We start from the raw sequence: 23,505 nt of genomic DNA on the forward strand, positions 1-23,505 counted from the left end.
ACACCTGTCGGACCTGCCGGAGGACCCACGTGCGGATCGAACAGCTGGAGTACCTCGCCGCCGTGACCCAGCACGGCTCGCTGCGCCGCGCGAGCGAGCGGCTCCACATCTCCCAGCCGGCGCTGTCGGAGGCGCTCACCAAGCTCGAGCGCGAGCTCGGGGTGACCCTGCTCGACCGGCGCCGGTCCGGGGCGCGGATCAGCCGCCAGGGACGGGACCTGCTGCAGAACATGGTCGACGTGCTCGAGGCCGTCGACCGGCTCCGCCAGGCCGCCGGCGACCAGGGCAGCGTCACGCGCCTGCTGCGGATCGGCACCGTGAACGCCGCGACCTCCACCCTCCTCGTCCCCGCGCTGCGGCTCTTCCAGGACCGACACCCCGGCGCGACCGTCGAGGTGCTCGACGCCCAGCAGCCCGAGATCCACCAGGGCGTCCTCGAGGGCTCGCTCGACCTCGGGCTGGTCAACGTGCTCGCCGGTGACGACGCGCCCGCCGACCTCGCCGGCACCGCGCTCGTGCACGGCCGCCCCGTCGTGGTCCTGCCGGCGGACCACGCGCTGGCGGCGCAGCCCGCGGTCACGATCGACCAGCTCCGCGAGGAGCGGTTCGTGGCGATGCGGGCCGGCTACCTTATGCACCGCTTCGCGCACCGGCTCTTCGAGGGCCGCATGCCGCGCCGCTGCCACACCACCGACGGCGCCGAGATGGGCAAGCTGATGGTGGCCGAGGGCCTGGGCATCACCGTGCTGCCGGACTACAGCGTCGTCGGCGACCCGCTGGAGCGCACCGGCCTGCTCGTCTGCCGGCCGATCGCCGGCGACGAGACCGAGGTGACGCTGGTGCTGCGCCACCGCGAGGGGCAGCTGCCCGGGCGGGTCCGCGACCTGCGCGCCGCGCTCGTGGAGGTCGCCCGCGGGCGACGTACGCCGGAGCCGACCGGAACCGTGATGGAGGTCGTGCCGTCCCAGACGGCATGACCCCGCACCCCCGGGCCGGCCGCCGGGCCGCCGCCGCCCTCGCCGCCGTCACCGCGATCGCCGCGCTCGCCGCCTGCTCGGGCGGTCCCGGCGGGTCCTCCGACTCCGGCGGCTCCTCCGCCGAGGCGCCCGCCGCTGGCGGCCGGGCCGCGTCCGCCGAGTCCGCCACCGACGGCCTGGCGGCCTTCGCGGAGGAGGACTCGGCCGCCGCGCCGGTCGCGGACACCGCGACCACCCGCAAGGTCATCTCCACCGGCAACGTCGCCCTGCGCGCCGACGACGTCGGCGAGGCGCGCTTCGAGGTGCAGAAGGTCGTCGACCGGTACGGCGGCGAGGTCGCCGAGGAGCAGACCGCGACCGACGACGAGGGGGAGGTGAAGCGCTCCCGCCTCGTCCTTCGGGTGCCCTCGGCGCGGTTCGACGAGGCGGTCGAGTCGCTCAAGGGAGCCGCCGAGCTGATCACCGCCGGCACCACCAGCGAGGACGTCACCCCTAAGGTGCTCGACGTCGACGTGCGGGTGCGCGTCCAGCGCCGCAGCATCCGCCGCATCGAGCTGCTCCTCGACCGCGCGCAGTCGATCCGCGACATCGTCTCGATCGAGGCCCAGCTCTCCCGCCGCCAGGCCACCCTCGCCTCGCTGGAGAAGCAGCAGGACTACCTCGCCGACCAGACCGCGATGTCCACGATCAGCGTCTCCCTCGAACGCACCCCCGACGAGCCGACCGCCCCGAAGGACGACGACTCCGACGACGCCGGTTTCCTCACCGGCCTCTCCACCGGCTGGGACGGCCTGGTCGCCACCGCGGTCGCCGCGGCCACGGTCGTCGGCGCGCTCCTCCCCTTCGCGGCCGTCGCCCTGCTCCTCGGCCTGCCGGCCTGGCTCCTCGTCAAGCGGATGCGTCGCCGTCCCGCCGCCCTGGACTGACCGGCTGTGGGCCAGCAGCCCGGCAGAGGGTCAGTGGGACCGGCCCACCCCGCGGATGGCAGGACATGTCCCCCGGGCCGCGGCCGCGCCGGGGGCCCGGCCGCCGCGGCACGAGTTGTCGGGTGGCGCGCCCCGGGCCCCCGTTCCCGGCGGCAGGCGGGACGGGTCGTCAGGAGAGCGGGTAGGACTGCACGAACTCGGTGAGCCGCTCGAGCTGGGCGGGGTCGGTGGAGGGGATCACCCCGTGGCCGAGGTTGAAGATGTGCCCCTTCGCGGCGCGCCCGGCCTCGATCACCTCGGCGGCGCGACGGGTCATCACGTCGGTGGGCGCGAAGACGAGGGTCGGGTCGAGGTTCCCCTGGACGCCGCGGTCGCCGACGACCCCGATCGCGGACCCGAGCGGGGTGCGCCAGTCGACGCCGACCACGTCGGCGCCCGCCTCCCCCATCAGGCCGAGCAGGTTCGAGGTGCCGACCCCGAAGTGGATCCGCGGGACGCCCAGCTCGCCTGCGGCGGCCAGCACCCGGGCGGAGTGCGGCATGACGTGCTCGGCGTAGTCGGCCGGCGTCAGCGCGCCCGCCCACGAGTCGAACAGCTGGACGGCCGAGGCGCCGGCGGCGACCTGCACGGAGAGGTACGCCGCGGCGATCCCGGCGATCTTGCGCATGAGCGCGTCCCACACGTCGGGGGCGCCGAACATCATCGCCTTGGTCTTCGCGTGCTCCTTCGACGGCCCGCCCTCGACGAGGTAGGAGGCAACGGTGAACGGCGCGCCCGCGAACCCGATGAGCGGCGTGGCGCCGAGCTCGCCCACCAGCGCGTGCACGGCGGAGGTGATGAACGGGACGTGCTCGGCGGTGAGGTCGGGGATCGCCTCGACGTCGGCGAGCGTGCGCACCGGGGAGGCGACGACCGGCCCGACGCCGGGCTTGATGTCGAGGTCGACGCCGACGGCCTTGAGCGGCAGCACGATGTCGGAGAAGAAGATGGCCGCGTCCACGCCGTACCGCCGCACGGGCTGCAGGGTGATCTCGGTGACCAGGTCGGGGTCCATGCAGGACTCGAGCATGCCGACGCCCTCCCGGACGCGGAGGTACTCCGGCAGCGAGCGCCCCGCCTGCCGCATGTACCAGACCGGCGTGTGCGGCACCGGCTCCCCGCGGGCGGCCTTGAGGAAGGCGCTGTCGGCGAGACCGGGATGACGGCTGGTGCTGTCCACGACGACAAGCCTCCCACCCGCTCCGGCGTGTTCGCACATCGGTTCGAGCGCCTGCGACCTACTGTGGCCCCATGGTCGTGCGTCAGGAGACGCACCCGGGCACGGGTGCGGCGGCGAGCCCCCCGGAGTTCCGGGACGCCGTGTCGAGCATGCGCGCCGCGCGGCTGCGTCCGGAGGTCTTCTGCGAGGAGATGCCGGCGCCCCAGCGGATCGCGCCGTACGCCGCCGCGCTGAGCGCCGACGTCACCGTCGACGACACCGACGTGGGCACCGGGCGGATCATCCTGCTGCACGACCCCGACGGCAACGACGCGTGGGACGGCACGTTCCGCTGCGTGGCCTATGCCCGCGCGGAGATCGAGATCGACATGGTGAGCGACCCCATGCTGGCCGAGGTCGGCTGGTCGTGGCTCACCGAGGCGCTCGACGCCCACGGGGCGACGTACGCGATGGTCTCCGGCACAGTCACCCGCGTGGCCACCGAGAGCTTCGGCGGAATGGCCGACGAGGGCGGCACCGCCCAGCTGGAGATCCGCGCGTCCTGGACGCCGGGCTCCCCCGCCGGGTCCGCGCCGGGCACCATTCCGGACATCGGGCCGCACGTGGAGGCCTGGGGCGAGCTGCTGTGCACCGCGGTCGGGCTGCCGCCGGTGCCCGACGGCGTGAGCGTGATGCCGAGCCGCCGCGGTCAGCGGGGCCCGGGCCGCTGATGGTCGACGCAGCCGAACCCACCACCGAGCACGACGCGCCCCAGCCCGAGCCGCAGCCGGACCCCCAACCGGATGGACCGCAGGAGCCGGCGCCCGAGCCGCCGCCGTTGCTGACGCTGCGCGACGGGCTGCCGCCGGTCGTGGACACCGCCGAGGCGCTCGCGGAGGTCTGCGCCGCGATGGCCGCCGGCACCGGACCGGTCGCGGTGGACGCCGAGCGCGCGTCGGGCTACCGCTACTCCAGCCGCGCCTACCTCGTGCAGCTGCGCCGCGAGGGCGCCGGCACCGCCCTGGTCGACCCCATCGCCTTCGACGACCTCGCCCCGCTGCAGGCGGCGCTCGAGGGCACCGAGTGGATCCTGCACGCCGCCACCCAGGACCTCCCCTGCCTCGCCGAGGTGGGGCTGACGCCGACCTCGCTGTTCGACACCGAGCTCGCGGGCCGGCTGCTGGGCTACCCGCGGGTCGGGCTGGCGACGCTGGTGGAGACGGTGCTCGGCTTCGGCATGAAGAAGGAGCACTCCGCGGTCGACTGGTCGACCCGCCCGCTGCCCGAGCCGTGGCTGGAGTACGCCGCGCTCGACGTCGAGGTGCTCGTCGAGCTGCGCGACGCGATCGCCGCCGAGCTCGTCGCCCAGGGCAAGGACGAGTGGGCGCAGCAGGAGTTCGACCACCTGCGCAGCTTCGAGGTCCTCCCGCGGGTCGACGCGTGGCGACGTACGTCGGGGCTCCACCGGGTCCGCGGACGCCGGGCGCTCGGCGCCGTCCGTGCGCTGTGGGAGCTGCGCGACCAGATCGCCGAGCAGCGCGACGTCACGCCCGGCCGGATCATCCCGGACTCCGCGATCGTCGCCGCCGCGACCGCCATGCCGCTGGAGCGCTCGGCGCTGCTGGCGACCAAGGGCTTCCACGGCCGCGGGGCGGAGCGGTACGCCAACCGGTGGATCGCCGCGCTCCGCGAGGTCGCCGAGATGGACGAGGCCGACCTGCCCGCGCGCGCCCCGCGCGGCGACGGCCCGCCGCTGCCGCGCGCGTGGGCCGAGAAGGACCCCGTCGCCGCCGACCGGCTCCAGCTGGCGCGCGAGGCGATGACCGCGCTGGCCGAGGAGCACGGGCTGCCGGTCGAGAACCTGCTGACCCCCGACTACCTCCGCCGCACGCTGTGGACCCCGCCCGCCACCCGCGAGCCGGGCGAGCTGCTGGACGCGGTGGCCGGCGTGCTGCAGGGGTACGGCGCCCGCTCGTGGCAGGTCGCCCTCAGCGCGCCGGTGCTCACCCGGGCCATCCTCGACGCGGACGCACGCGCCACGGGCTGACCCACCGCCCACACCCCTCCCCGGCCGGCCGCGAGTTCATGGGGCCCGCTGGAACTGACGGTCCCCGGCCGAGACACCCGCGCCCGCTCACTCCTCGGCGGAGTCGTCCGAGGGCGAGGCGTCGTCGGACGGGGAGGTCGACTCGGTCGGCTCCTCGAAGTCGGGGTCGAGGACCCGCTGGGAGTCCAGGTCGATCTGCTCGGTGACCGCCTCGAGGTCCAGCTCGGGGGCGGAGGTGACCAGCGATCGGATGTCGTCGCGGACGGCGGCCTCGAGCTCGTCCCAGCTGTCGAGCAGGGGCGGCACGCGCAGCGCGCGGATGGAGTCGGTGAAGACCGAGGAGTGCACGGGCAGCCGGCCGGGCTGCACGAAGTCCTCGGAGTAGGCGACCTCGAGGTTGGCCGGCACCAGGTAGCCGGCGCGCACGACGCGCGTGACCGATTCCGTCGAGGTGGCGTGCACGAGGAAGTCGGCGCCCTCGGCGGTGCTGGCGGCTGCCTTCGACAGGCACAGGCCGGTGATGTCGCCGACGGTCGCGTAGGAGCCCAGCGACGGGATCGGCATGACGTCGAACTCCAGGCCCTGCACCTGGCGCAGGACCGGCACCAGCGAGCGGTCGCCGGTCATCATCGCGAGCCGGCCGCGCTCGAACCAGGTCTGCGGGGTGGCTCGCTGCAGCTGCTGGTCGGTCAGCGTCAGCTGGGGGTTGCGCAGCAGCTCGAGGGTGCGGGTCAGCGCCTCCCGGCTGCCGTCGCTGGAGAACGACGTCGACGTCGGCTCGGTCTCGTCGTCGAACACCGAGCCGCCGCCGCTCTCCACGAACGGCGCCAGGCCGGCCATGGTCGGCTCGACGTGCACGCCGCGGGTCCGCTTGCGCGGCCGGGTCGAGAAGTCGGCGGCCGCGACGAACTCCTCGAACGTCCACCGCGTGTCGTCCTCGTCGGAGGGCGCCGGCAGCTCGCGGTTGCGCATCCGCTCGAAGTCGACGAGCTCGGTGTTGTAGAAGACCACCGTCGGGGAGATGCCGTACGGCATGCACTGCAGCCGCGTGTCCGCGGAGAACGCGCGCAACGCGTCGCGGGAGTAGTTGTCGCCGAACTCCGTGCCGCGCTCGTCGAGCAGCTCGTCGACCGGCTGGGTCAGCCCCTCGTCGACCAGCCACTTCAGGTCCCGGCGCGAGGTGAGGAAGACGTCGGGCACCTTGCCGCCGGCCTGCAGCGCGTCGGCGAGGTCCTCGCGGTCGTTCCACGACCGCAGCTCGACCTGGCTGTCCTGGGACCGCGCGTTGTAGGTGTCGACCATCGCCTGGTACGCCGACACCTCCTCGTCGTTGCCCCAGACGCCGAACAGCAGGCGCACGGGCGGGGCGGCTCGGGTGGGGTCGGGCGCGGGCGGGTCGCCGTCCTCGGTGCAGCCGGTGAGGCCGAGCCCCAGCGCCAGGACCACCAGCGCGGCGAGTCCCCTCCGGCTGCTCCGTCGTCCCCGTCGCAGCCGCACGGCACCCTCCTCGTTCCCGGCCGCCGCAGCGCGGCCCACGTCACAGCACGCACCCCGGTCCCTCGGGGCGCGCCGTCACCTTACCGACCGCCCTCGCTGCCTACGATGCAGCGTGTCCCGCCTTCCCCGAGCACTCCGCGCCGTACGCCGTCGTCCGCTCCTGGCCCCCGCGGCCCTCGCGCTGGTCCTGACCGTCTCCGCGTGCGGCGGCGACCCGGACGCCGCTCCGGCGCCGGCGACGAGCCCGTCGACCAGCACGCCGACCGCGGGCGCGACGCCCGGCCCGACCACCAGCCCGGCGACGAGCGCGACCCCCGGCACCGACCCGACCACGACGCCGAGCACGAAGCCCGGCGGCGGGAAGGGCCGCCCGAACCGCACGCTCGCGCCGCTGCCGGCCCAGCCGCTCCACGCCCGGGCGGCCGGCGACCACCTGCTCGACGCGAGCCGGATGCCCGCGCTCTCCGAGGACCGGCCGTGGGCCGAGGTCGCCGACGGCCGGGGCGGGGCGCCGGTCGGCGCCTGCCAGGAGGCGTCGCTGTTCGACATCGGCGCCCTGCGCACCACCGGTCGCCGCTTCGCGACCGCCGACGGCTCGACGACCGCGACCCAGGTGGTCGGCCGGTTCCCGGACGCGAAGTCCGCCTGGCGGGCCACCGAGGTGCTGCTCGCCTGGCGCGCCGACTGCGCCGAGCGGCTCGACCACGCCCGGACCGCGGTCGGCGAGGTTCGTGACGTACCCGTCCGCACGGGCACCGGCGCGGCCTACCCCGCGTCGTGGGGCCCGCGCTCCGCCACCGGTGGCCGGGCCACCGGCCTCGGCATCCTCCGCACCGGCAGCTGGGTCAGCGTCGTCGAGATCGCCACCGACGAGGGCGGCTGGCCTCGCGGCTGGGACCCGGCCCGCCAGGCCGTGCGGCGGATCGCGAAGACGTTCCCCGGCTGACCTCGCCGGCCGCCTCCAGGAAGGGCGTCGCGGCCGCCACGACCGCGTCGAACGTACGCCGGTCCAGCGCGGCCCCCTCCCGGCGCACGGCCGTGGGGTCGAGCTCGAGCAACCGGTCGAGCCGGACCTCGCTGGGCCGTCCCTGCCGGTCCCAGCCGCCGGTGCCCACGTCCATCCAGTGCCGGCCCCACCGGGCCTCGTCGGTCGCGTCGCGGTCGTGGTCCTTGCTCGTGAGCATCAGCGCGAGCAGCCGCCCGTCGGGGCGGCGGGCCAGGACGAGCACCGGGCGGTCCTTGCCGCGGGAGGCGTCCTCCTCGAACGGCACCCACGCCCAGACGACCTCGCCGGGGTCGGCACGACCGTCGGCGCGGGGCGCGTGGACGAAGCGCGGCCGCGCCAGCCGTCGAGCGGCCCGGCCGAGACTGACGAGCACGCCGGACCGGGAGCGCCTCACGGCGCGTGGCCGCTCGTGGCGGCTGATTTTGGGACCCGGGGCTGCCGCGGTCCGACGTGCTCGATGTCCATTGTAACGACCTACTGGAGCCGGTGGGCCAGCTCGAGGTGACCCGCCGACTCGAGCTGCTCGGCCATGACGAGGACCCGGCGGACGGCGGCCTCGTCGCACTCGGGCAGGTGGGCGCGGCCGGTGGCGACGACTCGCGCGAAGGCGGCGGCGCGCAGCAGGACGTCGGCGAAGTCGCTGGTGGCGATCCCCCGCAGCACCTCGTCGACCATGGTCTTCAGCTGCTCGGGGCCGGGCGGGTCGGCGACGCCCGCGACGACGCGGGCGACCTGGGCGCGCACCCGGCCGGCGTCGTACTCCCGGGCGACGGCGACCGGCTCGGCGTGCACCCAGGAGCGCAGCAGGTAGAGCCGCCACAGGCACCCGGCGAGCGAGTCGGCCGGCGCGCCGGACCACACCTCGGCGATGGTCTCGATGCCCTCGGTCTCGGCCAGCCGCAGCAGCCGCTCGGCCACCGCGGAGTCCCCGCTGGCACGGGCGCCGCGGACGAGCAGGACGGCCGCCCGGTCGGCGGCCTCGGTCACCAGGGCCGGGTCGACCCCGCCGACGATCTCGGCGAAGAAGCCCGCTCCGGGCGTCATCGGGCGGTGGTGCTCGCGGCTCACCCGCGCAAGGCTACGTGCGGGCCGGGGAGCCGCCGCTCGCCTGCGCGAGCACCTTGCGGATCCGCTGGTCGCTGACCGGCGCGGCGGTGCCGAGCTGCTGGGCCCACAGCGAGACGCGGTACTCCTCCAGCATCCAGCGCACCTGCCGCAGCGCCGCGCCCGGCGGCCGTCCCTCGGGCAGGGCCGCGGTCGCGTGCAGCCAGGCGTCCTGCAGGTCGGCGACCTGGTCCATCAGCCGGCGGTCGCGGTCGACGGCGGCGTACCCCTCGTCGAGGCGGGCGCGGCGCTGGAGCAGCGCCTGGAGGTAGCGCGGGTAGCCCCGCAGCTGCGCGACGCCGGCCTCGCCGACGAACCCGGGGTGCACGAGGCGGGCGAGCTGCGCCTTGAGGTCCGAGAGCGCCGGGAGCATCGTCATCTCCGCGCGGCCGCTGAGCGCCTTGTCGGCCTGGCGCCACAGGTCGAGCACCCGGATCACGTCGGTCACCACCGCGCGCACCCGGGCCTCCTGGTCCTCCGCGGCGACGGCGCGCAGGACGTCGTACGCCGCCTCGTCGCGCGCCGCGGGCCGCGCGTCGACGACGTCGAGCACGACCGCGCGCCGGCAGTCCTCGAGGAGCGCGGCGACCGAGGGGTACGGCGTGCCGGCGAGCGCGAGCTTCTCGGTGTTGCCCAGCGAGTCGAGCACCGCCTTGACCGGCGAAGGGGTCTGGAGCAGCAGCAGCCGGACGACGCCGAGCCGGTGCCGCGCCTCCTGCTCGTCGGCGGAGCCGAAGACCTGCAGCCCGACGCCGGTCCCCTCGTCGACGAGGGCGGGATAGGCCTTGACCTCGTGCCCGGCCCGCTTCTGGGTGAACGAGGGGTCGATGGCGCCGAAGACCCACGCGGTCTCGCCGGTGCGGGTCAGCCCGCTCTCGGTGGCCACCTCCTCCAGCGCCTGCCGGAAGCGCGGCCGCAGCGGCGCCTTGAGCGCCTCGAGGTCCTTGCCGCGGGCCTGCTCGCGGCCGGCGTCGTCGACCACGCGGTACGTCGGGCGCAGGTGCTCGGGGACCTTCGACCAGTCCCACGCCTCCCGCGGCACGAGCACGCCGCTCGTGGCGCGGCACCACCGTTCGAGGGCGTCGAGCAGCGGCTCCTCGCCGGGCGGGACGGCGGCGAGGAACTCCCGTGCCTTGTTGGGCGCGGGCACGAAGTTCACCCGGAGGTTCTTCGGGAGGCTGCGGATCAGCTCGGTGACCAGCTCCTCCCGCAGGCCGGGGACGTTCCAGGAGAAGTCCTCGGCGGCGACCCGGTTGAGCGTCGCGACGGGCACGTCGATGGTGAGCCCGTCCTCGGCGGTGCCGGGCTCGAAGTGGTAGCTGATCGGGAAGGTCAGCCCCTCGGCCTGCCACTCCTGGGGGTAGTCGGCCTCGCGGACCTCCTCCGCGGTGTCGTGGGTGAGCATCGCGGGGTCGAAGGTGAGCAGCTCGGGGCGCCGCTGCCGCTCGCCCTTCCACCACTGGTCGAAGTGCGCGCCGCTGACCACGTCGGCGCCGACGCGGGCGTCGTAGAAGTCGAACAGCGTCTCCTCGTCGACCACGATGTCGCGGCGTCGGGCGCGGTGCTCGAGCTCGGCCGCCTCCTCCAGCAGCCGGGCGTTCTCGGCCAGGAACCGGTGGCGCGTGTGCCACTCCCCCTGCACCAGCGCGTGCCGGATGAACAGCTCGCGAGCGACGACGGGGTCGACCTTGCCGTAGGACACCAGCCGGTCGGCGACCAGCGGCACGCCGTAGAGCGTCGCGCGCTCGTAGGCCATGACCGCGGCGCGCTTCTTGCTCCAGTGCGGCTCGCTCCAGGTGCGCTTGACCAGGTCGCCGGCCAGCCGCTCGGCCCACTCGGGCTGGATGGCGGCGTTCTGCCGCGCCCAGAGCCGGCTGGTCTCGACGAGCTCGCCGGCCATGAGGTACGCCGGGTTCTTGCGCGCCACGACGCTGCCGGGGAAGACCGCGAACCGGGCGCCGCGGGCGCCGAGGTACTCCCGCGGGCCCCGGCGGCGCTCGCCGGCCTTCTCCTTCTTGTCGCGCTCCTCGAGCACCCCGATGTGGGAGAGCAGCCCGGAGAGCAGCGCCTGGTGGATGCCGTCCGCGTCGGGGGTGTCCGCGGGGTGCCCCACCTGGATCCCCATCTCCTTGCAGACCTGCCGCAGCTGCGACTCGAAGTCCTGCCACTCGCGCACCCGGAGGTAGTTGAGGTGCTCGCCGCGGCACATCCGCCGGAAGGCGCTGCTGCTGAGCTCGCGCTGCTGGGCCTTGAGGTAGCGCCACAGCTCCAGCCAGGTGAGGAAGTCGCTGCCCTCGACCTTGAACCGCGCGTGCAGCTGGTCGGCGCGCGCCTGCTCGGCGGGGTGGTCGGGGCCGGGGCGCTCGCGCGGGTCCTGGAGGGAGAGCGCGGCGGCGATGACGACGACCTCGCGCACGCAGCCGAGCCGGTCGGCCTCGAGCACCATCCGCGCCAGCCGCGGGTCGATCGGCAGCCGGGCCAGCCGGCGGCCCAGCTTGGTCAGCCGGTCCTCGCGGAGCGCGCCGAGCTCCTCGAGCAGCTGCACGCCGGCGGTGACGTTGCGCCGGTCGGGCGGCTCGACGAACGGGAACCGGCCGAGGTCGCCGAGGCCGAGGCTGGCCATCTGCAGGATGACGCTGGCCAGGTTGGTGCGCAGGATCTCGGGGTCGGTGAACTCCGGCCGGCCCGCGAAGTCCTCCTCGGAGTAGAGCCGGATCGCGATGCCGGCGGCCACGCGGCCGCACCGGCCCGAGCGCTGGTTGGCCGAGGCCTGGCTGATCGGCTCGATCGGCAGCCGCTGCACCTTGGTGCGCAGCGAGTAGCGCGAGATCCGCGCGACGCCGGTGTCGACGACGTACCGGATCCCCGGAACGGTCAGCGAGGTCTCCGCGACGTTGGTGGCCAGCACGATCCGGCGGCCGGTGTGCGGGGCGAAGACCTTGTGCTGCTCGGCGGCCGAGAGCCGGCTGTAGAGCGGGACGACCTCGGTGCCGCCGCCGCGGGTGGAGGTGGTGAGGTCGGAGAGCGCGTCCGCGGTGTCGCGGATCTCCCGCTCGCCGGGCAGGAAGACCAGGATGTCGCCCGGCCCCTCGGCCGACAGCTCGGTGACCGCCTCGACGATCGCCTCGGTCTGGTCGCGGACGATCGGCTCGCCCTCGTCGTCGTTCTCCGGCAGCTCCAGCAGCGGGCGGTAGCGCACCTCGACGGGGTAGGTGCGGCCGCTGACCTCGATGATTGGGGCGGGCTTCCCGTCCCGGTCGGCGAAGTGCTCGGCGAAGCGCTCCGGGTCGATGGTCGCGGAGGTGATGACCAGCTTCAGGTCGGGCCGCTTCGGCAGCAGCCGCCGGAGGTAGCCCAGCAGGAAGTCGATGTTGAGGCTGCGCTCGTGCGCCTCGTCGATGATGATCGTGTCGTACTTGCGCAGCATCCGGTCGCGCTGCAGCTCGGCGAGCAGGATGCCGTCGGTCATCAGCTTGACCCGGGTGGCCTTCGAGGTCCGGTCGGTGAAGCGCACCTGGTAGCCCACCGGGCTCTCGGGCCCGCCGAGGTCCGTGCCGAGCTCGCCGGCGATCCGCTCGGCCACCGACCGCGCCGCGATCCGACGTGGCTGGGTGTGGCCGATCAGCCCGCCGCCCTCGCCGCCCTCGCGGCCCCGGCCGCGGCCGAGCTCGAGGCAGATCTTGGGCAGCTGGGTCGTCTTGCCGGAGCCGGTCTCGCCGGCGACGATCACGACCTGGTGGTCCCGGATCGCCGCGGCGATGTCGTCGCGGCGCTGGGTGACCGGCAGCTCCGGCGGGTAGGTGATCTCCACAACCGCCCCATCATCCCAGCCCCCTGGTCGCGGTCGCACCCGAGATCCGCGGCGGCCCGCCGACCAGGTGGGACGACCGGTTGCATAGAACACGTTCTACCCGCCACGATCGCCCGGTGATCGGCACCGGTGAGGACCTGCGGGAGTACGACGTCGTGGTCGTCGGTTCGGGCGGGGGCGCGCTCACCGGGGCGGTCCTGGCGGCCCGGGCCGGCCTCGAGACGCTGGTGGTCGAGAGGACCGGCTTCCTCGGCGGCACCTCGGCGTACTCCGGCGGCGCCTGCTGGCTGCCCGGTTCGGCCGTCCAGCAGCGGGCGGGCCTCCCCGACAGCACCGACGGTGCCCGCGAGTACCTCCGCGCGATCCTCGAGGAGCCCGACGAGGCGCGGCTGGAGGCGTTCCTGGCGCATGCACCGGAGCTGGTGGCCGACCTCGAGGCCGAGGACCTGATGGCCTTCGAGTGGCTGCCGTTCGCCGAGTACTACGACGCCCCGGGCCGGGTCCCGATGGGCCGCTCCATCCAACCGGTGAAGGTGCGCCGCGACGACCTGCCCGAGGAGGTCGCGGCCTGGGTCCGGCCGCCCGTCGAGCTCGACCGCGCCGGGCAGCCCGGGCGCCGCACGCTCACCGGCGGGCAGGCGCTGGTGGCCCGGCTGGCGGCGATGTTCGTGGAGTACGGCGGCACGGTCAGCCTCGACCTGCCCGTCACCGGCCTCCTGCGCGACGACGACGGACGCGTCACCGGCGCGGTCGGGATGAGCCCCGAGGGGCCCATCCAGCTCCGCGCCCGGCGCGGCGTGCTGCTCGGCGCCGGCGGCTTCGAGGGCAGCGACGCGCTGCGCGCCGAGCACGGCGTGCCCGGCGCCGCCGCCTGGACGATGGCGCCACGCGACACCAACACCGGCGAGCCGATCACCGCGGCCGTGGCGCTCGGCGCCGCCACCGACTTCACGGCCGGCGGGTGGTTCTGCCCCGGCCTCGAGCAGCCCGACGGCGGCGGGTCGTTCACGCTCGGCTTCCGCAGCGGGCTGATGGTCGACCAGGCCGGGCGACGCTACGGCAACGAGTGCCTGCCCTACGACCGCTTCGGCCGGCTGATGGCCGAGCGGCCCGAGCGGGTGCCGTCCTGGTTCGTCTTCGACTCCCGCGAGGACGGCCGGTTCCCCGGCATCGCGATGCCCGAGGGCGACCCGGCCGAGCACCTCGCCGCCGGGACCTGGGTCCGCGCCGACACCCTCGAGGGCCTGGCCGAGGCGACCGGGCTGCCCGCGGACGCGCTCCGGGCGAGCGTCGAGCGCTACAACGCCGCGTGCGCGAGCGGCGTCGACGAGGACTTCGGCCGCGGCGAGGACGAGTACGACACGTTCTTCGCCGGCGGCGAGGGGCCGAACAAGGCGCTCACGCCCTGCGACCGCCCGCCGTACCTCGCCGCCCGCTTCGTCCTCTCCGACCTCGGCACCAAGGGCGGGCTCGTCACCGACGCCGCGGCCCGGGTGCTGCACGAGGACGGGTCGCCGATGCCGGGCCTGTACGCCGTCGGCAACACCGCCGCGTCGCTGTTCGGCAGCGTCTACCCCGGCCCGGGCGCGCCGCTCGGCTCGGCGATGGTGTTCGCGTCGCTGGCCGTGCGGGACATGCTGGCCTGACGACGGGCCTGGGACCGGGCTGGGGACCGGGCTGGAGAAGGGGCTGGCCGCTCAGGTCGCGTCGCTGCTGGAGGTGTCCCCGCTCGGGTCGGGCTGGACGTCCTCCTGCGGGGCGGTGCCCTCCGGGACCGTCTGCGGCGGCAGGCCGGGGCGGCCCGGCTGCCCGCGGTCGGCGTCGTCGCCGAACCCCTCGGGGCGCACGGTGGAGAAGTCGGGCCGGCCGCGGTCGCCGTGGTGACCGTGGTGACCGTGGTCGTCGGCGACCGCGTGCACGAGCGCGCCGCCGGCCCCGCCGATGAGGAGGCTCGCCAGGGCGACCGCGGCGACGCCGCGCCACCCGAGGCTGCGCCCGCGGGCGCCGCGGAGACGGGCCCGGAGCGCCGCGGCACGGCTCCTCCGGGCGGCCGGGGGGTCGGCCGGGAGGTCGGCCGGGGGGTCGGCCGGGGGCTGGTCGGGAGCCGCGCCGTGGGTCCGGTCGGGCGTGGGTGTCTGCTCGTCGCTCATGGGAGGAGCGTGGGTGGCCAGCCTGTGCGCCGGCTGTGCGCTCCCCCAGCGGCGGGGATGAGACCGGACCGGGCCGCCCGTCGCCGCGAGACGCCCGCGCGGGCCGTCGACAAGGCCTAGGGTCGCGCCGTGACGCCAGCCCCGACGCCGGCCGCGACCCGGTCACTCGCCCTCGTGGCGGCCGCGGTCGCCGCGCTGCTGCTCGTCACCGCCGGGGGCTACGGGCCCCACCGCGACGAGCTCTACTTCGTGCTGGTGGGCGGCGACCCGGCCTGGGGCTACGTCGACCAGCCGCCGCTCGTCCCGGTGCTCGCCCACGCCTGGGACGCCGTCACCGGCGGGCACCTGTGGCTGTTCCGCGCGCCGTCGGCGCTCGCCGCCGGGGCGACCGCGTGGCTGGGCGGCCTCGTGGCGCGCCGCCTCGGGGCCGGCCCGGGCGCGCAGGTGCTCGCGGCCGCGGTCGTCGGGCTCGCCCCGGTCACGCTGGCCGTCGGGCACCTGGTGTCGACGTCGACGTACGACCTGCTCGTCGAGGTGGGTCTGCTGCTCCTGGTCCTCCGCGCGCTCGAGGACCCGCGCTGGTGGTGGGCGGCCGGGCTGCTGCTCGGCGTGGGCCTGCAGGTCAAGACGCTCCCGGCCCTGCTCGCCGCCTCGGTGGTGCTGGCGCTGCTGCTGGCGGGCCCACGGCACGCGTTCCGCTCGCCACACCTGTACGCCGCCGGGCTGGTCTCCGCGGCGCTGTGGGCACCGAACCTGGTGTGGCAGCAGGCGCACGGCTGGCCCCAGCTCGAGCTCGCGGAGTCCATCGCCGCGGGCGGGTCGGGCACGAGCGCGGGCCTCGTCGAGCTGTGGGCCACCCAGCCCGGGCTCGTCGGGCCGCCCGTCGGCGTGGTGCTGGCCGTCGTGGGGGCGGTGCGGCTGGCGCGTTCGCGCGAGCACCGGTTCATCCTGGTGACGTGGGTGGTGCTCGCGGTGCTGGTGACCGCGACCGGAGGCAAGCCGTACTACCTGGCCCCCGCCTACGTGCCGCTCCTCGCCGCCGGCGCGATCGACGCGCTGGTCTGGGCGGGCCGCGGTGCGGCGCGGCTGCGGCGCTCGGTGCTGGGCGCCGGGCTGGCCCTGGGGGTGGTCGTCGGTGCGGTGCTGTTCCTGCCGCTGGTGCCCGCCGAGCACCTGCACCGGACGCCGGTGGTCGCGGTCAACTACGACGCCGGCGAGACCGTCGGGTGGCCGGCGTTCGTGGCCGCGGTCGAGGAGGGCCTCGACGCCGCGGGACCCGGCGCGGTGGTGGTGACGGGCAACTACGGGGAGGCCGGCGCCGTGGCCCGCTGGATCCCCGACGTGCCCGTGCACTCCGGCCACAACGCGCTGTGGGACCTCGGCCCGCCGGCGGTGGACGACGCGACCGCCGTGGTCGTCGGCTACGCCGCCGACGACCTCGAGCGGTGGTGCGGGTCGGTCGCCGAGGTCACGCGGGTCGACAACGGCCTGGACCTCGACAACGACGAGCAGGGGCGCGCCGTCCTGGTGTGCCGCCACCCCGTCGGGGGCTGGTCGGCCGTCTGGCCGAGGCTGCGACGGCTCGGCTGAACCTCTCACGGTGCCCGGGCGGGCCGGGCGGGACGCCCCTTCCCAGGGGTGAGGATGAGCCGCGGCGTCCAGGACACCGGTGAGGGCACACCAACCCGATCCGGGAGGACACGAATGACGACCGACACCAGCGCGACAGACCGCGCCCAGCAGGCCGCGTCGACCGCCGCCGAGGAGGGGCGCCACGTCGCCGGCACCGCCGCCGACGAGGCGAAGCAGGTCGCCGGCCAGGCGGCCGAGCAGGCCAGGAGCGTCGTGAACGACGCGCTCGGCCAGGCCACCAGCCAGGCACACGACCAGGCCCGCACGCAGCGGGACCGCCTGGTCAGCACCCTCGGCACCCTCGGTGACGACCTCGACGGCATGGCGCAGCAGGCGCCGGCCGGCCTGGCCACCGACCTGACCCGCCAGGCGGCGGAGCAGGTGCGTTCCTTCGGCAGCCGGCTCGACGGCCGTGAGCCGGCCGAGCTGCTCGACGACGTACGCCGCTTCGCACGCCAGCGCCCGGGCACCTTCCTGCTCGGCGCGCTCGCCGCCGGCGTGGTCGCCGGCCGGCTCCTGCGCGGAGCGGGCGACGGCATCGCCGGCGCCACCGCCGCGCCGAGCCCGACGACGACCAGCCCGGCCACCACGCCGATCAGCACCGCGTCGACCGGCACGACCACGACGCCGACGTACGCCGCCACGAGCAGCTCGTTCGCGAGCACCTCGGGCTCGATCGGCGCCGACACCGGCGTGACCGGCACGACGGCGACGCCGCCGGCCGGCGCGGCGACGACGAACCCGCCGATGCCGAGCGCGACGCCCGGCCAGCCGACCCAGCCGCCGCGTGACGAGCTCTCCGGCAACGAGACCGGCTACAGCGGTGGGGGCCTGAGCGCGGAGGACCGGCCGTGACCCAGCCGACGCACCAGCCGCTCCACGACCCGGCCGCCCAGCCCAAGGGCCAGCCGTCGGGCGCCACGCCGACCCACGCCGCCGGCCAGACCGGCGACGACCGGAGCCTCGGTGAGATCTTCAGCGACGTCACGAACGACCTGACGACCCTCATCAAGCAGGAGATGGACCTCGCGAAGGTCGAGATGAAGGAGGAGTTCGCCAAGGCCGGCAAGGGTGCCGGGCTCCTCGGCGGCGCCGGCCTGGCCGGCTACTTCGTCCTGCTGTTCCTCAGCGTGACGCTGATGTTCCTGCTCGACAACTGGATGCCGATCGAGGTCGCCGCACTCATCACCACGGGGGTGTGGGCCGTCGTCGCGGGCGTCCTCGCCCTGACCGGCCGCAAGGCCCTCAAGGAGAGCAACCCGCAGCTGCCGAAGACGCAGCAGACCCTCAAGGAGGATGCAGAATGGGCCAGAGCACAGAAGAGCTGAACAGCCAGATCGAGGACACCCGGGCCCGGATGGCCGGCGACCTCGACGCCCTGCAGGACCGGGTGAGCCCCTCCGCGATCGTGGAGCGGCGCAAGGCCGCCGCCCGCAGCCGCGTCTCGGGCATGCGCGACAAGATCATGGGCACCGCCACCGACGTCCGCGACACCGTCAAGGACAAGGCGAGCAGTGCCGGCGGGAGCGTGTCGGGCTCGATGCCGAGCACCTCGGACCTGTCGGCCCCCGACGTCCGCGGCGCGGCCTCCTCGGCCGTCGGCAGCGCCCACTCCCAGGTGCAGGGCTCGCCCCTGGCCGCCGGTCTCGTCGCCTTCGGCGCGGGCCTGGTGATCTCCTCGCTCATCCCGGCGAGCAAGGTCGAGGCCGACCTCGCGCACCAGACGATCGAGACGGCCAAGGAGAAGGGCCAGCCGCTCCTCGACGAGGCGCGCGACGCCGGTCAGTCCCTCGCCCAGGACTTCAAGGAGCAGGCCACCCAGGCCGCCCAGGAGGTCAAGGACTCCGCCACGGAGTCGGCCCAGCGGGTCAAGGAGGAGGGCCAGTCCTCCGCCGAGTCGGTCAGGTCCGACGCCCAGGGCTGAGCGTCTGCCCCACCCGCGCGAAGCGGCGGTGCCCGGACCGGGTACCGCCGCTTCGTGCGTCCCCACCCGTCCACGAGCCACCCCAGCACGAACCTCCAGGAGGACCGATGAGCGAGAGCAGCCACGAGCGCGACCCCGAGCAGCAGGAGATCGCCGACGTCCAGGACCGGCTCGACGAGCAGGCCGAGGGCGACGGGCTGGCCGCCGAGGCCGGCAGCGGCGACGAGACCGGCCTGACCGAGGGCTGAGCCGGCGGGGTCTCCAGCACCGCACCACAGCCCCGCACGACGACCCCGGGGTCGTGTGCCCGAGGACGCGCTCCGGCGCGTCGAGGGGCGCACGACCCCGCTGTCGTACGTCGGTCAGCGGCCGCGCACGACCCGGCGCACCCGCCGGTGGGCGACGGCCGCCCGGGCGGCGTTCATCCCGCAGGCGCCGTGCACGCCGCCGCCGGGGTGGGCCGAGGCCGAGCCGAGGTAGAGCCCCTTGACCGGCGTCTCGGAGCGGCCGAGGCCCGGCACCGGACGGAACACCAGCTCCTGGTGCAGCTGGGAGGTGCCGCCGTTGAGGGCGCCGCCGATGAGGTTGGCGTTGCGGGCCTGCATCTCGTGCGGGCCGAGCACCCGTCGCGCGACGACCTTGCTGCCGAAGCCCGGGGCCAGCTCCTCGATCCGCGCCTGCATGCGGTCGGCGAAGCGCTCGCACTCCTCGCGGTCCCAGCGGCCCGTGACGGGGTCCTCCCCGAGGTCGCGGGCGACGTCCTGCGGCACGTGGGTGTAGGCCCACAGCGACTCGGTGCCCGCCGGGGACCGGGTCGGGTCCGTGGTCGTCATCTGGCCGGCCAGCATGAACGGCCGTGCCGGCACCGTGCGGCTGTTGACGTGGTGCAGCGCCTCGGACATCTGCTCGACGGAGTCCGCGACGTGGAAGGTGCCGGGCGCGTGCGGCGGCTCGCTCTTCCACGGGACCGGCCCGTCGAGGGCCCAGTCGACCTTGACGGTGCCGGGGTCGAGCTCGAAGGACTCCATCTTCCGCATCGTGCCCGCCGGGAGGTCGTCGGCGGCGACCAGCCCGCCGTAGAGGTGCGGGGCGGCCACGTCGGCGACGACGGCGTGCGTGGCGGCGTACCGCTCCCCGTCGCGGGTGCGCACCGCGACGGCCCGGCCGCGCTCGACCTCGATGCGCACGACCTCGGCGTCGCAGCGGATGTCCCCGCCGAGCGACCGGACCCGGGAGGCCATGGCCTGGGTGAGCATGCCCGCGCCGCCCTCCGGCACGGGGTAGCCGACGGTCTGGCCGAGCATCGTCAGCAGCAGGCCCATGAGCCCGGAGCCGGGCGCGCCGAGCGGGATGTCGGAGTGACCGGCGTTGCCGGCGAGCAGGATCCGCGGGGCGAAGCCGCCGAAGCGGTGCCGGCCGATGTCGACGACGGGGGTGAGCATCTCCCGCACGAACTCCAGCCCGCCGACCCTGGGCAGCTTGGCCAGCGCGCCGAGCGCGGGGCGCAGCGGCGGGAACGGCGTCAGCAGCGCGCCGACGACCTGGTCGCCGATGGTGTCCCACATGTCGCACAGCCGCAGCCACGCGTCGCCGTCGCCCGGGTGCTGGGCGTCCATGAGCGCGGCGGTCACCGTGCGGTCGCGGTGCAGCGTGGCCCACTCCCCCGACGGCAGGCAGTGGCCGAGCACCGCGGGGCTGTGCACCCAGCGCAGGCCGTGCTCCTCGAGGTGGAACGAGCGGATGGTCGGCGACCCTGCGGCCAGCGGGTAGAACGCGCTGAAGGTGTCGTGGACGTAGTCCGGGTGCAGCTCGCGGTCGCTGCGGACCGCGCCGCCCACGTCCGGCTGGGCCTCGAGGACGAGCACGGACCAGCCGCGGTCGATCAGGTGGTTGGCGGCGACCAGCCCGTTCGGGCCGGCACCGATGACGACGGCGTCGTACGTCGCGGTCACTCCGTCACCCGCGCAGCGACGAGAGCACGTTGCGGGCGATGCCCACCAGCGCGTTGCCCTGGTCGCCGTGGAGCTTGTTGCCGCTCTGCCGCGGCGCCAGCACGTTGCCGGTGGTCGCCTCGGTCGGGCGCAGCCGGTCGATCGCGCCGTGCCGGAAGAACGGGCCGATGATCGCGTCGTACACGAACGGCACGGCGCTGAACCCGAAGCGGATCACCTCGTTGCTGACCAGCAGCTGCGACCAGGCGTGCTGCCGGTCGAGCCGGGACAGGATCTGCTTCGCGACCCGCTCCGGGCTCGCGACCGGCGGCGGCGGGCGGCCCTCGAAGCCGTCGTAGTTGGCGGCCTGCTGGTAGATCGGGGTGTCGACGCCGCCGGGGGCGACGTAGGAGATCGTCACGCCGCGCTTGTCGGCGTTCTCGAGCTTCAGCTGCCGGGCCAGCGCGCGCACGCCCCACTTGCTCACGGCGTACGCCGTCATGCCGGGCACGGCGATGTGGCCGATGACCGAGCCGACCAGCGTGAGCGTGCCGGAGTCCTGGCCGCGGAGGACGGGCACGACGTGGCGGGCGACGTTGGCGGTGCCGAGCAGGTTGGTGCGCAGGACGCCGTCGAAGACCTCCTGCGGCACCTCCTCGGTGCGGCCGTAGGCGACCACACCGGCGGAGTTGATGAACGCGTCGATGTGGCCGTGCCGGTCCAGGACGGTGTCGACGAGCGCGCGCACCGCGGCGTCGTCGCCGACGTCGGTCGGCACCACCATGGTCGAGGCGGCGCCGGCGTCGTCGCACTCGGCGGCGACGAGGTCCAGCGACCCCACGCCGCGGGCGGCGAGCACGAGGTGGGTCCCCTCGGCGGCCGCGGCGAGGGCGGTCGCCCGGCCGATGCCGCTGGAGGCTCCGGTGATCACGACGACGTCCCCGGGACGTGGCTTGCTCATGGCCGACCGATACCCGGGCGGCACCGGGCATATCCGTTGCCACATCGGTTTGCGGGCGGGTTCACAGGCCGCTCACAGGTAGCGTCGGCACCGTGGCACCCATGGACGCTGCCCCTCCTCCCGGTGCCACCCACGCGCCCGCGCTCACCCGGGCCGACGGCAGCCCGCTGCGGGTGCTGGTCGTCGACGACGAGGTCAACCTCGCGGAGCTGATCTCGATGGCGCTGCGCTACGAGGGCTGGCTGGTCGAGGTGGCCCACACCGGCGCGAGAGCGGTGGCCACCGCACGGGAGCAACGGCCGGACGCGGTGGTGCTCGACATGATGCTCCCCGACGTCGACGGCCTCGAGGTGCTCCGGCGGATGCGGGCCACCGACCCCGACCTCCCGGTCGTCTTCCTGACCGCCCGAGACGCCGTCGAGGACCGGATCGCCGGGCTCACCGCCGGCGGCGACGACTACGTCACCAAGCCGTTCTCCCTCGAGGAGGTCGTCGCCCGGCTCCGCGGGCTGATGCGGCGCGCGGGCGCCCAGCAGGCGGCCACCTCCTCGGTCCTGGCCGTCGGCGACCTGTCCCTGGACGAGGACAGCCGCGAGGTGTTCCGCGCCGGTGAGGAGATCATCCTGACCGCCACCGAGTTCGAGCTGCTGCGCTTCCTCATGCGCAACCCGCGCCGCGTGCTCAGCAAGGCCCAGATCCTCGACCGCGTCTGGAACTACGACTTCGGCGGCCAGGCCAACGTCGTCGAGCTCTACATCTCCTACCTGCGCAAGAAGGTCGACGCCGGCCGGGCGCCGATGATCCACACGATGCGCGGGGCGGGCTACGTGCTGAAGCCGGCGGCCGGATGACGCGGCTGCGGTCGCTGACCGCGCGGCTGGTGGTCACGACCACCGCGATCGTCCTGCTCGTCTCGCTCCTGGTCGGGACGGCCACGACCCTCGCGGTGCGGTCCTACCTGACCGGCCAGCTCGACCACGACGTCGAGCGGGCCCTGGACCGGTCCGAGCGGACGCGGGAGACCGGCTTCCCGAACGGCCCCGAGCCCGGGTTCGGCGGTCCCGACCGCGGGCCGGGCGACGAGGTCGGGACGCTGAGCGCCGGCCGCTACGAGGACATGGACCCGGCCTGGTACGGCGACGTGCTCGTCCAGCGGTCCGGCGGCGCCGTCGACCTCGTGGAGATCACCGGTGCCGTCAGCGACCGGCTGGACCGCGTGCCCTCCGACGGTGAGCCGCACGACGCGGACCTCGAGGGGCTCGGCAGCTACCGCGTGGCCGTCTCCGAGGACGGGTCGGTCGCCGCCGGCCTGCCCACCGGCGACGTCGACGACGCGGTCGCGAACCTGGTGGCGTGGGAGGCCGCCCTGGCCCTCGCGGCCCTGCTCGCCGGCGGCGGCGCCGCCCTGCTCGTCGTACGTCGCCAGCTCGGCCCGCTGCGCGAGGTGGCCGCGACCGCGCACACCGTCGCGGACCTCCCGCTCGCGAGCGGCGACATCGACCTGGCCGAGCGGGTCCCCGACCACCTCACCGACGAGCGCACCGAGGTGGGGCAGGTGGGCGCGGCGCTCAACAGCCTGCTCGCGCACGTCGAGACCTCGCTGCAGGCGCGGCACCGCAGCGAGCAGCAGGTGCGCCAGTTCGTCGCGGACGCCTCGCACGAGCTGCGGACGCCGCTGGCCACCATCGCCGGCTACACCGAGCTGGCGCGCCGCCGGCCCGACGACGCCGCGGCCACCGCGACCGCGCTCGGGAAGGTCGAGGAGGAGTCCTCGCGGATGACCGCGCTGGTCGAGGACCTCCTCCTGCTGGCGCGCCTCGACGCCGGGCGGCCGCTCGCGCGGGAGCCGGTGGACCTCACCCGGCTGCTGCTCGAGGCGACCCAGGACGCGCAGGTGCTCGCACCCGACCACCGCTGGCGCCTGGAGCTGCCCGAGGAGTCGGTGGAGGTCCTCGGCGACGAGCTGCGGCTGCACCAGGTCGTCACCAACCTGCTGACCAACGCCCGCAAGCACACCCCGCCCGGCACCACGGTGACGGTGCGCGGCCGGCCGGGCGGCTTCGCGGTGTCCGACGACGGTCCGGGCTTCCCGCCCGGGCTCGTCGGGACCGCCTTCGAGCGGTTCGTCCGGGGGGACGCTTCCCGCACCCGCGGGGAGGGCTCCGGCGGCGGCGCCGGCCTGGGCCTGGCGCTGGTCTCGGCGATCGTCGGCGCGCACGGCGGGACCGTCGGTTTGGACAGCGAGCCGGGCGGGACCACCATCGAGGTGGCCCTGCCGGCGAGCCGGCAGCTGCCTGTCGACCAGCCCGTGGAACCGCCCGAGAGACCGCCCGCGCCGTGA

General features: G+C 75.3%; 21 protein-coding genes. 13 read left to right on the forward strand and 8 right to left on the reverse strand.

The annotated features are described in order from the left end of the window. Positions 1-29 precede the first annotated feature (29 nt). Together QWY28_RS00670 and QWY28_RS00675 are read left to right on the forward strand one after the other, a co-directional pair. Positions 30-977, forward strand: a complete 948-nt coding sequence (locus QWY28_RS00670) for a LysR family transcriptional regulator (RefSeq protein WP_300950374.1) — start codon at positions 30-32, stop codon at positions 975-977. Beyond that, positions 974-1,903, forward strand: a complete 930-nt coding sequence (locus QWY28_RS00675; protein WP_300950375.1) for a DUF4349 domain-containing protein — start codon at positions 974-976, stop codon at positions 1,901-1,903. The genes QWY28_RS00670 and QWY28_RS00675 overlap by 4 nt, the downstream gene beginning before the upstream one ends. 169 nt (positions 1,904-2,072) lie before the next feature. On the opposite strand, the gene hemE is transcribed toward QWY28_RS00675, so the two are convergent. Continuing rightward, complete coding sequence (hemE, locus tag QWY28_RS00680; RefSeq protein WP_439117213.1) at positions 2,073-3,161, reverse strand: uroporphyrinogen decarboxylase; 1,089 nt, start codon at positions 3,159-3,161, stop codon at positions 2,073-2,075. Between the two features lie 32 nt (positions 3,162-3,193). On the opposite strand from hemE, the gene QWY28_RS00685 reads away from it, so the two are divergent. Continuing rightward, positions 3,194-3,832: a DUF3000 domain-containing protein gene (locus QWY28_RS00685; RefSeq protein ID WP_300950377.1), complete on the forward strand. Its 639-nt coding sequence runs from the start codon at positions 3,194-3,196 to the stop codon at positions 3,830-3,832. Next, positions 3,832-5,148 (forward strand): ribonuclease D, encoded by a 1,317-nt coding sequence (locus tag QWY28_RS00690; protein ID WP_300950378.1) that lies wholly within the window; start codon positions 3,832-3,834, stop codon positions 5,146-5,148. Before QWY28_RS00685 ends, QWY28_RS00690 begins: the two co-directional genes overlap by 1 nt. A gap of 87 nt (positions 5,149-5,235) precedes the next feature. On the opposite strand, the gene QWY28_RS00695 is transcribed toward QWY28_RS00690, so the two are convergent. Next, a complete protein-coding gene (locus QWY28_RS00695) occupies positions 5,236-6,645 on the reverse strand; it encodes an extracellular solute-binding protein (RefSeq protein WP_300950379.1) in 1,410 nt (469 codons plus the stop codon). 112 nt (positions 6,646-6,757) lie between these two features. On the opposite strand from QWY28_RS00695, the gene QWY28_RS00700 reads away from it, so the two are divergent. Beyond that, positions 6,758-7,591 (forward strand): hypothetical protein, encoded by an 834-nt coding sequence (locus tag QWY28_RS00700; protein ID WP_300950380.1) that lies wholly within the window; start codon positions 6,758-6,760, stop codon positions 7,589-7,591. Here QWY28_RS00700 and QWY28_RS00705 read toward each other — a convergent pair. The 3 genes from QWY28_RS00705 to hrpA form a co-directional block, all read right to left on the reverse strand. Then, complete coding sequence (locus QWY28_RS00705) at positions 7,491-8,045, reverse strand: type II toxin-antitoxin system PemK/MazF family toxin (RefSeq protein ID WP_300950381.1); 555 nt, start codon at positions 8,043-8,045, stop codon at positions 7,491-7,493. The genes QWY28_RS00700 and QWY28_RS00705 overlap by 101 nt on opposite strands. Positions 8,046-8,125: 80 nt before the next feature. Next, the gene (locus QWY28_RS00710; protein WP_300950382.1) at positions 8,126-8,719 is read right to left on the reverse strand and encodes a hypothetical protein; all 594 of its coding nucleotides are present in this window, start codon (positions 8,717-8,719) and stop codon (positions 8,126-8,128) included. 10 nt (positions 8,720-8,729) lie between these two features. Next, complete coding sequence (gene hrpA / locus QWY28_RS00715) at positions 8,730-12,566, reverse strand: ATP-dependent RNA helicase HrpA (protein ID WP_300950383.1); 3,837 nt, start codon at positions 12,564-12,566, stop codon at positions 8,730-8,732. Positions 12,567-12,682: 116 nt separating this feature from the next. Here hrpA and QWY28_RS00720 point away from each other — a divergent pair, with 116 nt between their 5' ends. Further along, entirely contained in the window at positions 12,683-14,212 is a 1,530-nt protein-coding gene (locus QWY28_RS00720; RefSeq protein WP_300950384.1) for an FAD-dependent oxidoreductase, read from the forward strand. Between the two features lie 51 nt (positions 14,213-14,263). Here QWY28_RS00720 and QWY28_RS00725 read toward each other — a convergent pair whose 3' ends face one another. After that, positions 14,264-14,716 (reverse strand): hypothetical protein, encoded by a 453-nt coding sequence (locus QWY28_RS00725; protein WP_300950385.1) that lies wholly within the window; start codon positions 14,714-14,716, stop codon positions 14,264-14,266. A gap of 129 nt (positions 14,717-14,845) precedes the next feature. On the opposite strand from QWY28_RS00725, the gene QWY28_RS00730 reads away from it, so the two are divergent. The 5 genes from QWY28_RS00730 (at position 14,846) to QWY28_RS00750 (ending at position 18,520) form a co-directional block, all read left to right on the forward strand. Next, complete coding sequence (locus QWY28_RS00730) at positions 14,846-16,306, forward strand: ArnT family glycosyltransferase (protein WP_300950386.1); 1,461 nt, start codon at positions 14,846-14,848, stop codon at positions 16,304-16,306. Between the two features lie 114 nt (positions 16,307-16,420). Further along, positions 16,421-17,203, forward strand: a complete 783-nt coding sequence (locus QWY28_RS00735) for a hypothetical protein (RefSeq protein WP_300950387.1) — start codon at positions 16,421-16,423, stop codon at positions 17,201-17,203. After that, the gene (locus tag QWY28_RS00740) at positions 17,200-17,676 is read left to right on the forward strand and encodes a phage holin family protein (RefSeq protein ID WP_300950388.1); all 477 of its coding nucleotides are present in this window, start codon (positions 17,200-17,202) and stop codon (positions 17,674-17,676) included. The genes QWY28_RS00735 and QWY28_RS00740 overlap by 4 nt, the downstream gene beginning before the upstream one ends. Further along, positions 17,652-18,272: a DUF3618 domain-containing protein gene (locus QWY28_RS00745; protein WP_300950389.1), complete on the forward strand. Its 621-nt coding sequence runs from the start codon at positions 17,652-17,654 to the stop codon at positions 18,270-18,272. Before QWY28_RS00740 ends, QWY28_RS00745 begins: the two co-directional genes overlap by 25 nt. A 107-nt stretch (positions 18,273-18,379) precedes the next feature. Then, positions 18,380-18,520 carry a hypothetical protein gene (locus QWY28_RS00750; RefSeq protein ID WP_300950390.1) on the forward strand — a complete coding sequence of 47 codons (141 nt, stop codon included), beginning with the start codon at positions 18,380-18,382 and terminating at the stop codon, positions 18,518-18,520. Between the two features lie 114 nt (positions 18,521-18,634). Here the strand turns inward: QWY28_RS00750 and QWY28_RS00755 are convergent, their stop codons facing one another. Both QWY28_RS00755 and QWY28_RS00760 read right to left on the reverse strand, forming a co-directional pair. Beyond that, entirely contained in the window at positions 18,635-20,224 is a 1,590-nt protein-coding gene (locus QWY28_RS00755) for a phytoene desaturase family protein (protein WP_300950391.1), read from the reverse strand. 4 nt (positions 20,225-20,228) lie between these two features. Continuing rightward, on the reverse strand, positions 20,229-21,164 hold the full coding sequence (locus QWY28_RS00760) for an SDR family NAD(P)-dependent oxidoreductase (RefSeq protein ID WP_300950392.1): 936 nt from the start codon (positions 21,162-21,164) through the stop codon (positions 20,229-20,231). 101 nt (positions 21,165-21,265) lie between these two features. Here QWY28_RS00760 and QWY28_RS00765 point away from each other — a divergent pair, with 101 nt between their 5' ends. Then, complete coding sequence (locus tag QWY28_RS00765) at positions 21,266-22,015, forward strand: response regulator transcription factor (RefSeq protein WP_300950393.1); 750 nt, start codon at positions 21,266-21,268, stop codon at positions 22,013-22,015. Beyond that, a complete protein-coding gene (locus QWY28_RS00770) occupies positions 22,012-23,505 on the forward strand; it encodes a sensor histidine kinase (RefSeq protein ID WP_300950394.1) in 1,494 nt (497 codons plus the stop codon). The genes QWY28_RS00765 and QWY28_RS00770 overlap by 4 nt, the downstream gene beginning before the upstream one ends.

Source organism: Nocardioides oceani, assembly GCF_030412965.1.
In the GTDB taxonomy this organism is placed as follows: domain Bacteria; phylum Actinomycetota; class Actinomycetes; order Propionibacteriales; family Nocardioidaceae; genus Nocardioides; species Nocardioides oceani.

Excerpts from the sequence above, each read along its gene's own strand:
- QWY28_RS00725 (WP_300950385.1), bottom strand. The coding sequence starts at position 14,716 with ATGAGCGACGAGCAGACACCCACGCCCGACCGGACCCACGGCGCGGCT.
- QWY28_RS00690 (WP_300950378.1), top strand. The coding sequence starts at position 3,832 with ATGGTCGACGCAGCCGAACCCACCACCGAGCACGACGCGCCCCAGCCC.
- QWY28_RS00750 (WP_300950390.1), top strand. The coding sequence starts at position 18,380 with ATGAGCGAGAGCAGCCACGAGCGCGACCCCGAGCAGCAGGAGATCGCC.
- QWY28_RS00765 (WP_300950393.1), top strand. The coding sequence starts at position 21,266 with ATGGACGCTGCCCCTCCTCCCGGTGCCACCCACGCGCCCGCGCTCACC.
- QWY28_RS00760 (WP_300950392.1), bottom strand. The coding sequence starts at position 21,164 with ATGAGCAAGCCACGTCCCGGGGACGTCGTCGTGATCACCGGAGCCTCC.
- QWY28_RS00745 (WP_300950389.1), top strand. The coding sequence starts at position 17,652 with ATGGGCCAGAGCACAGAAGAGCTGAACAGCCAGATCGAGGACACCCGG.
- hemE (WP_439117213.1), bottom strand. The coding sequence starts at position 3,161 with ATGTGCGAACACGCCGGAGCGGGTGGGAGGCTTGTCGTCGTGGACAGC.
- QWY28_RS00770 (WP_300950394.1), top strand. The coding sequence starts at position 22,012 with ATGACGCGGCTGCGGTCGCTGACCGCGCGGCTGGTGGTCACGACCACC.
- QWY28_RS00735 (WP_300950387.1), top strand. The coding sequence starts at position 16,421 with ATGACGACCGACACCAGCGCGACAGACCGCGCCCAGCAGGCCGCGTCG.
- QWY28_RS00685 (WP_300950377.1), top strand. The coding sequence starts at position 3,194 with ATGGTCGTGCGTCAGGAGACGCACCCGGGCACGGGTGCGGCGGCGAGC.
- QWY28_RS00675 (WP_300950375.1), top strand. The coding sequence starts at position 974 with ATGACCCCGCACCCCCGGGCCGGCCGCCGGGCCGCCGCCGCCCTCGCC.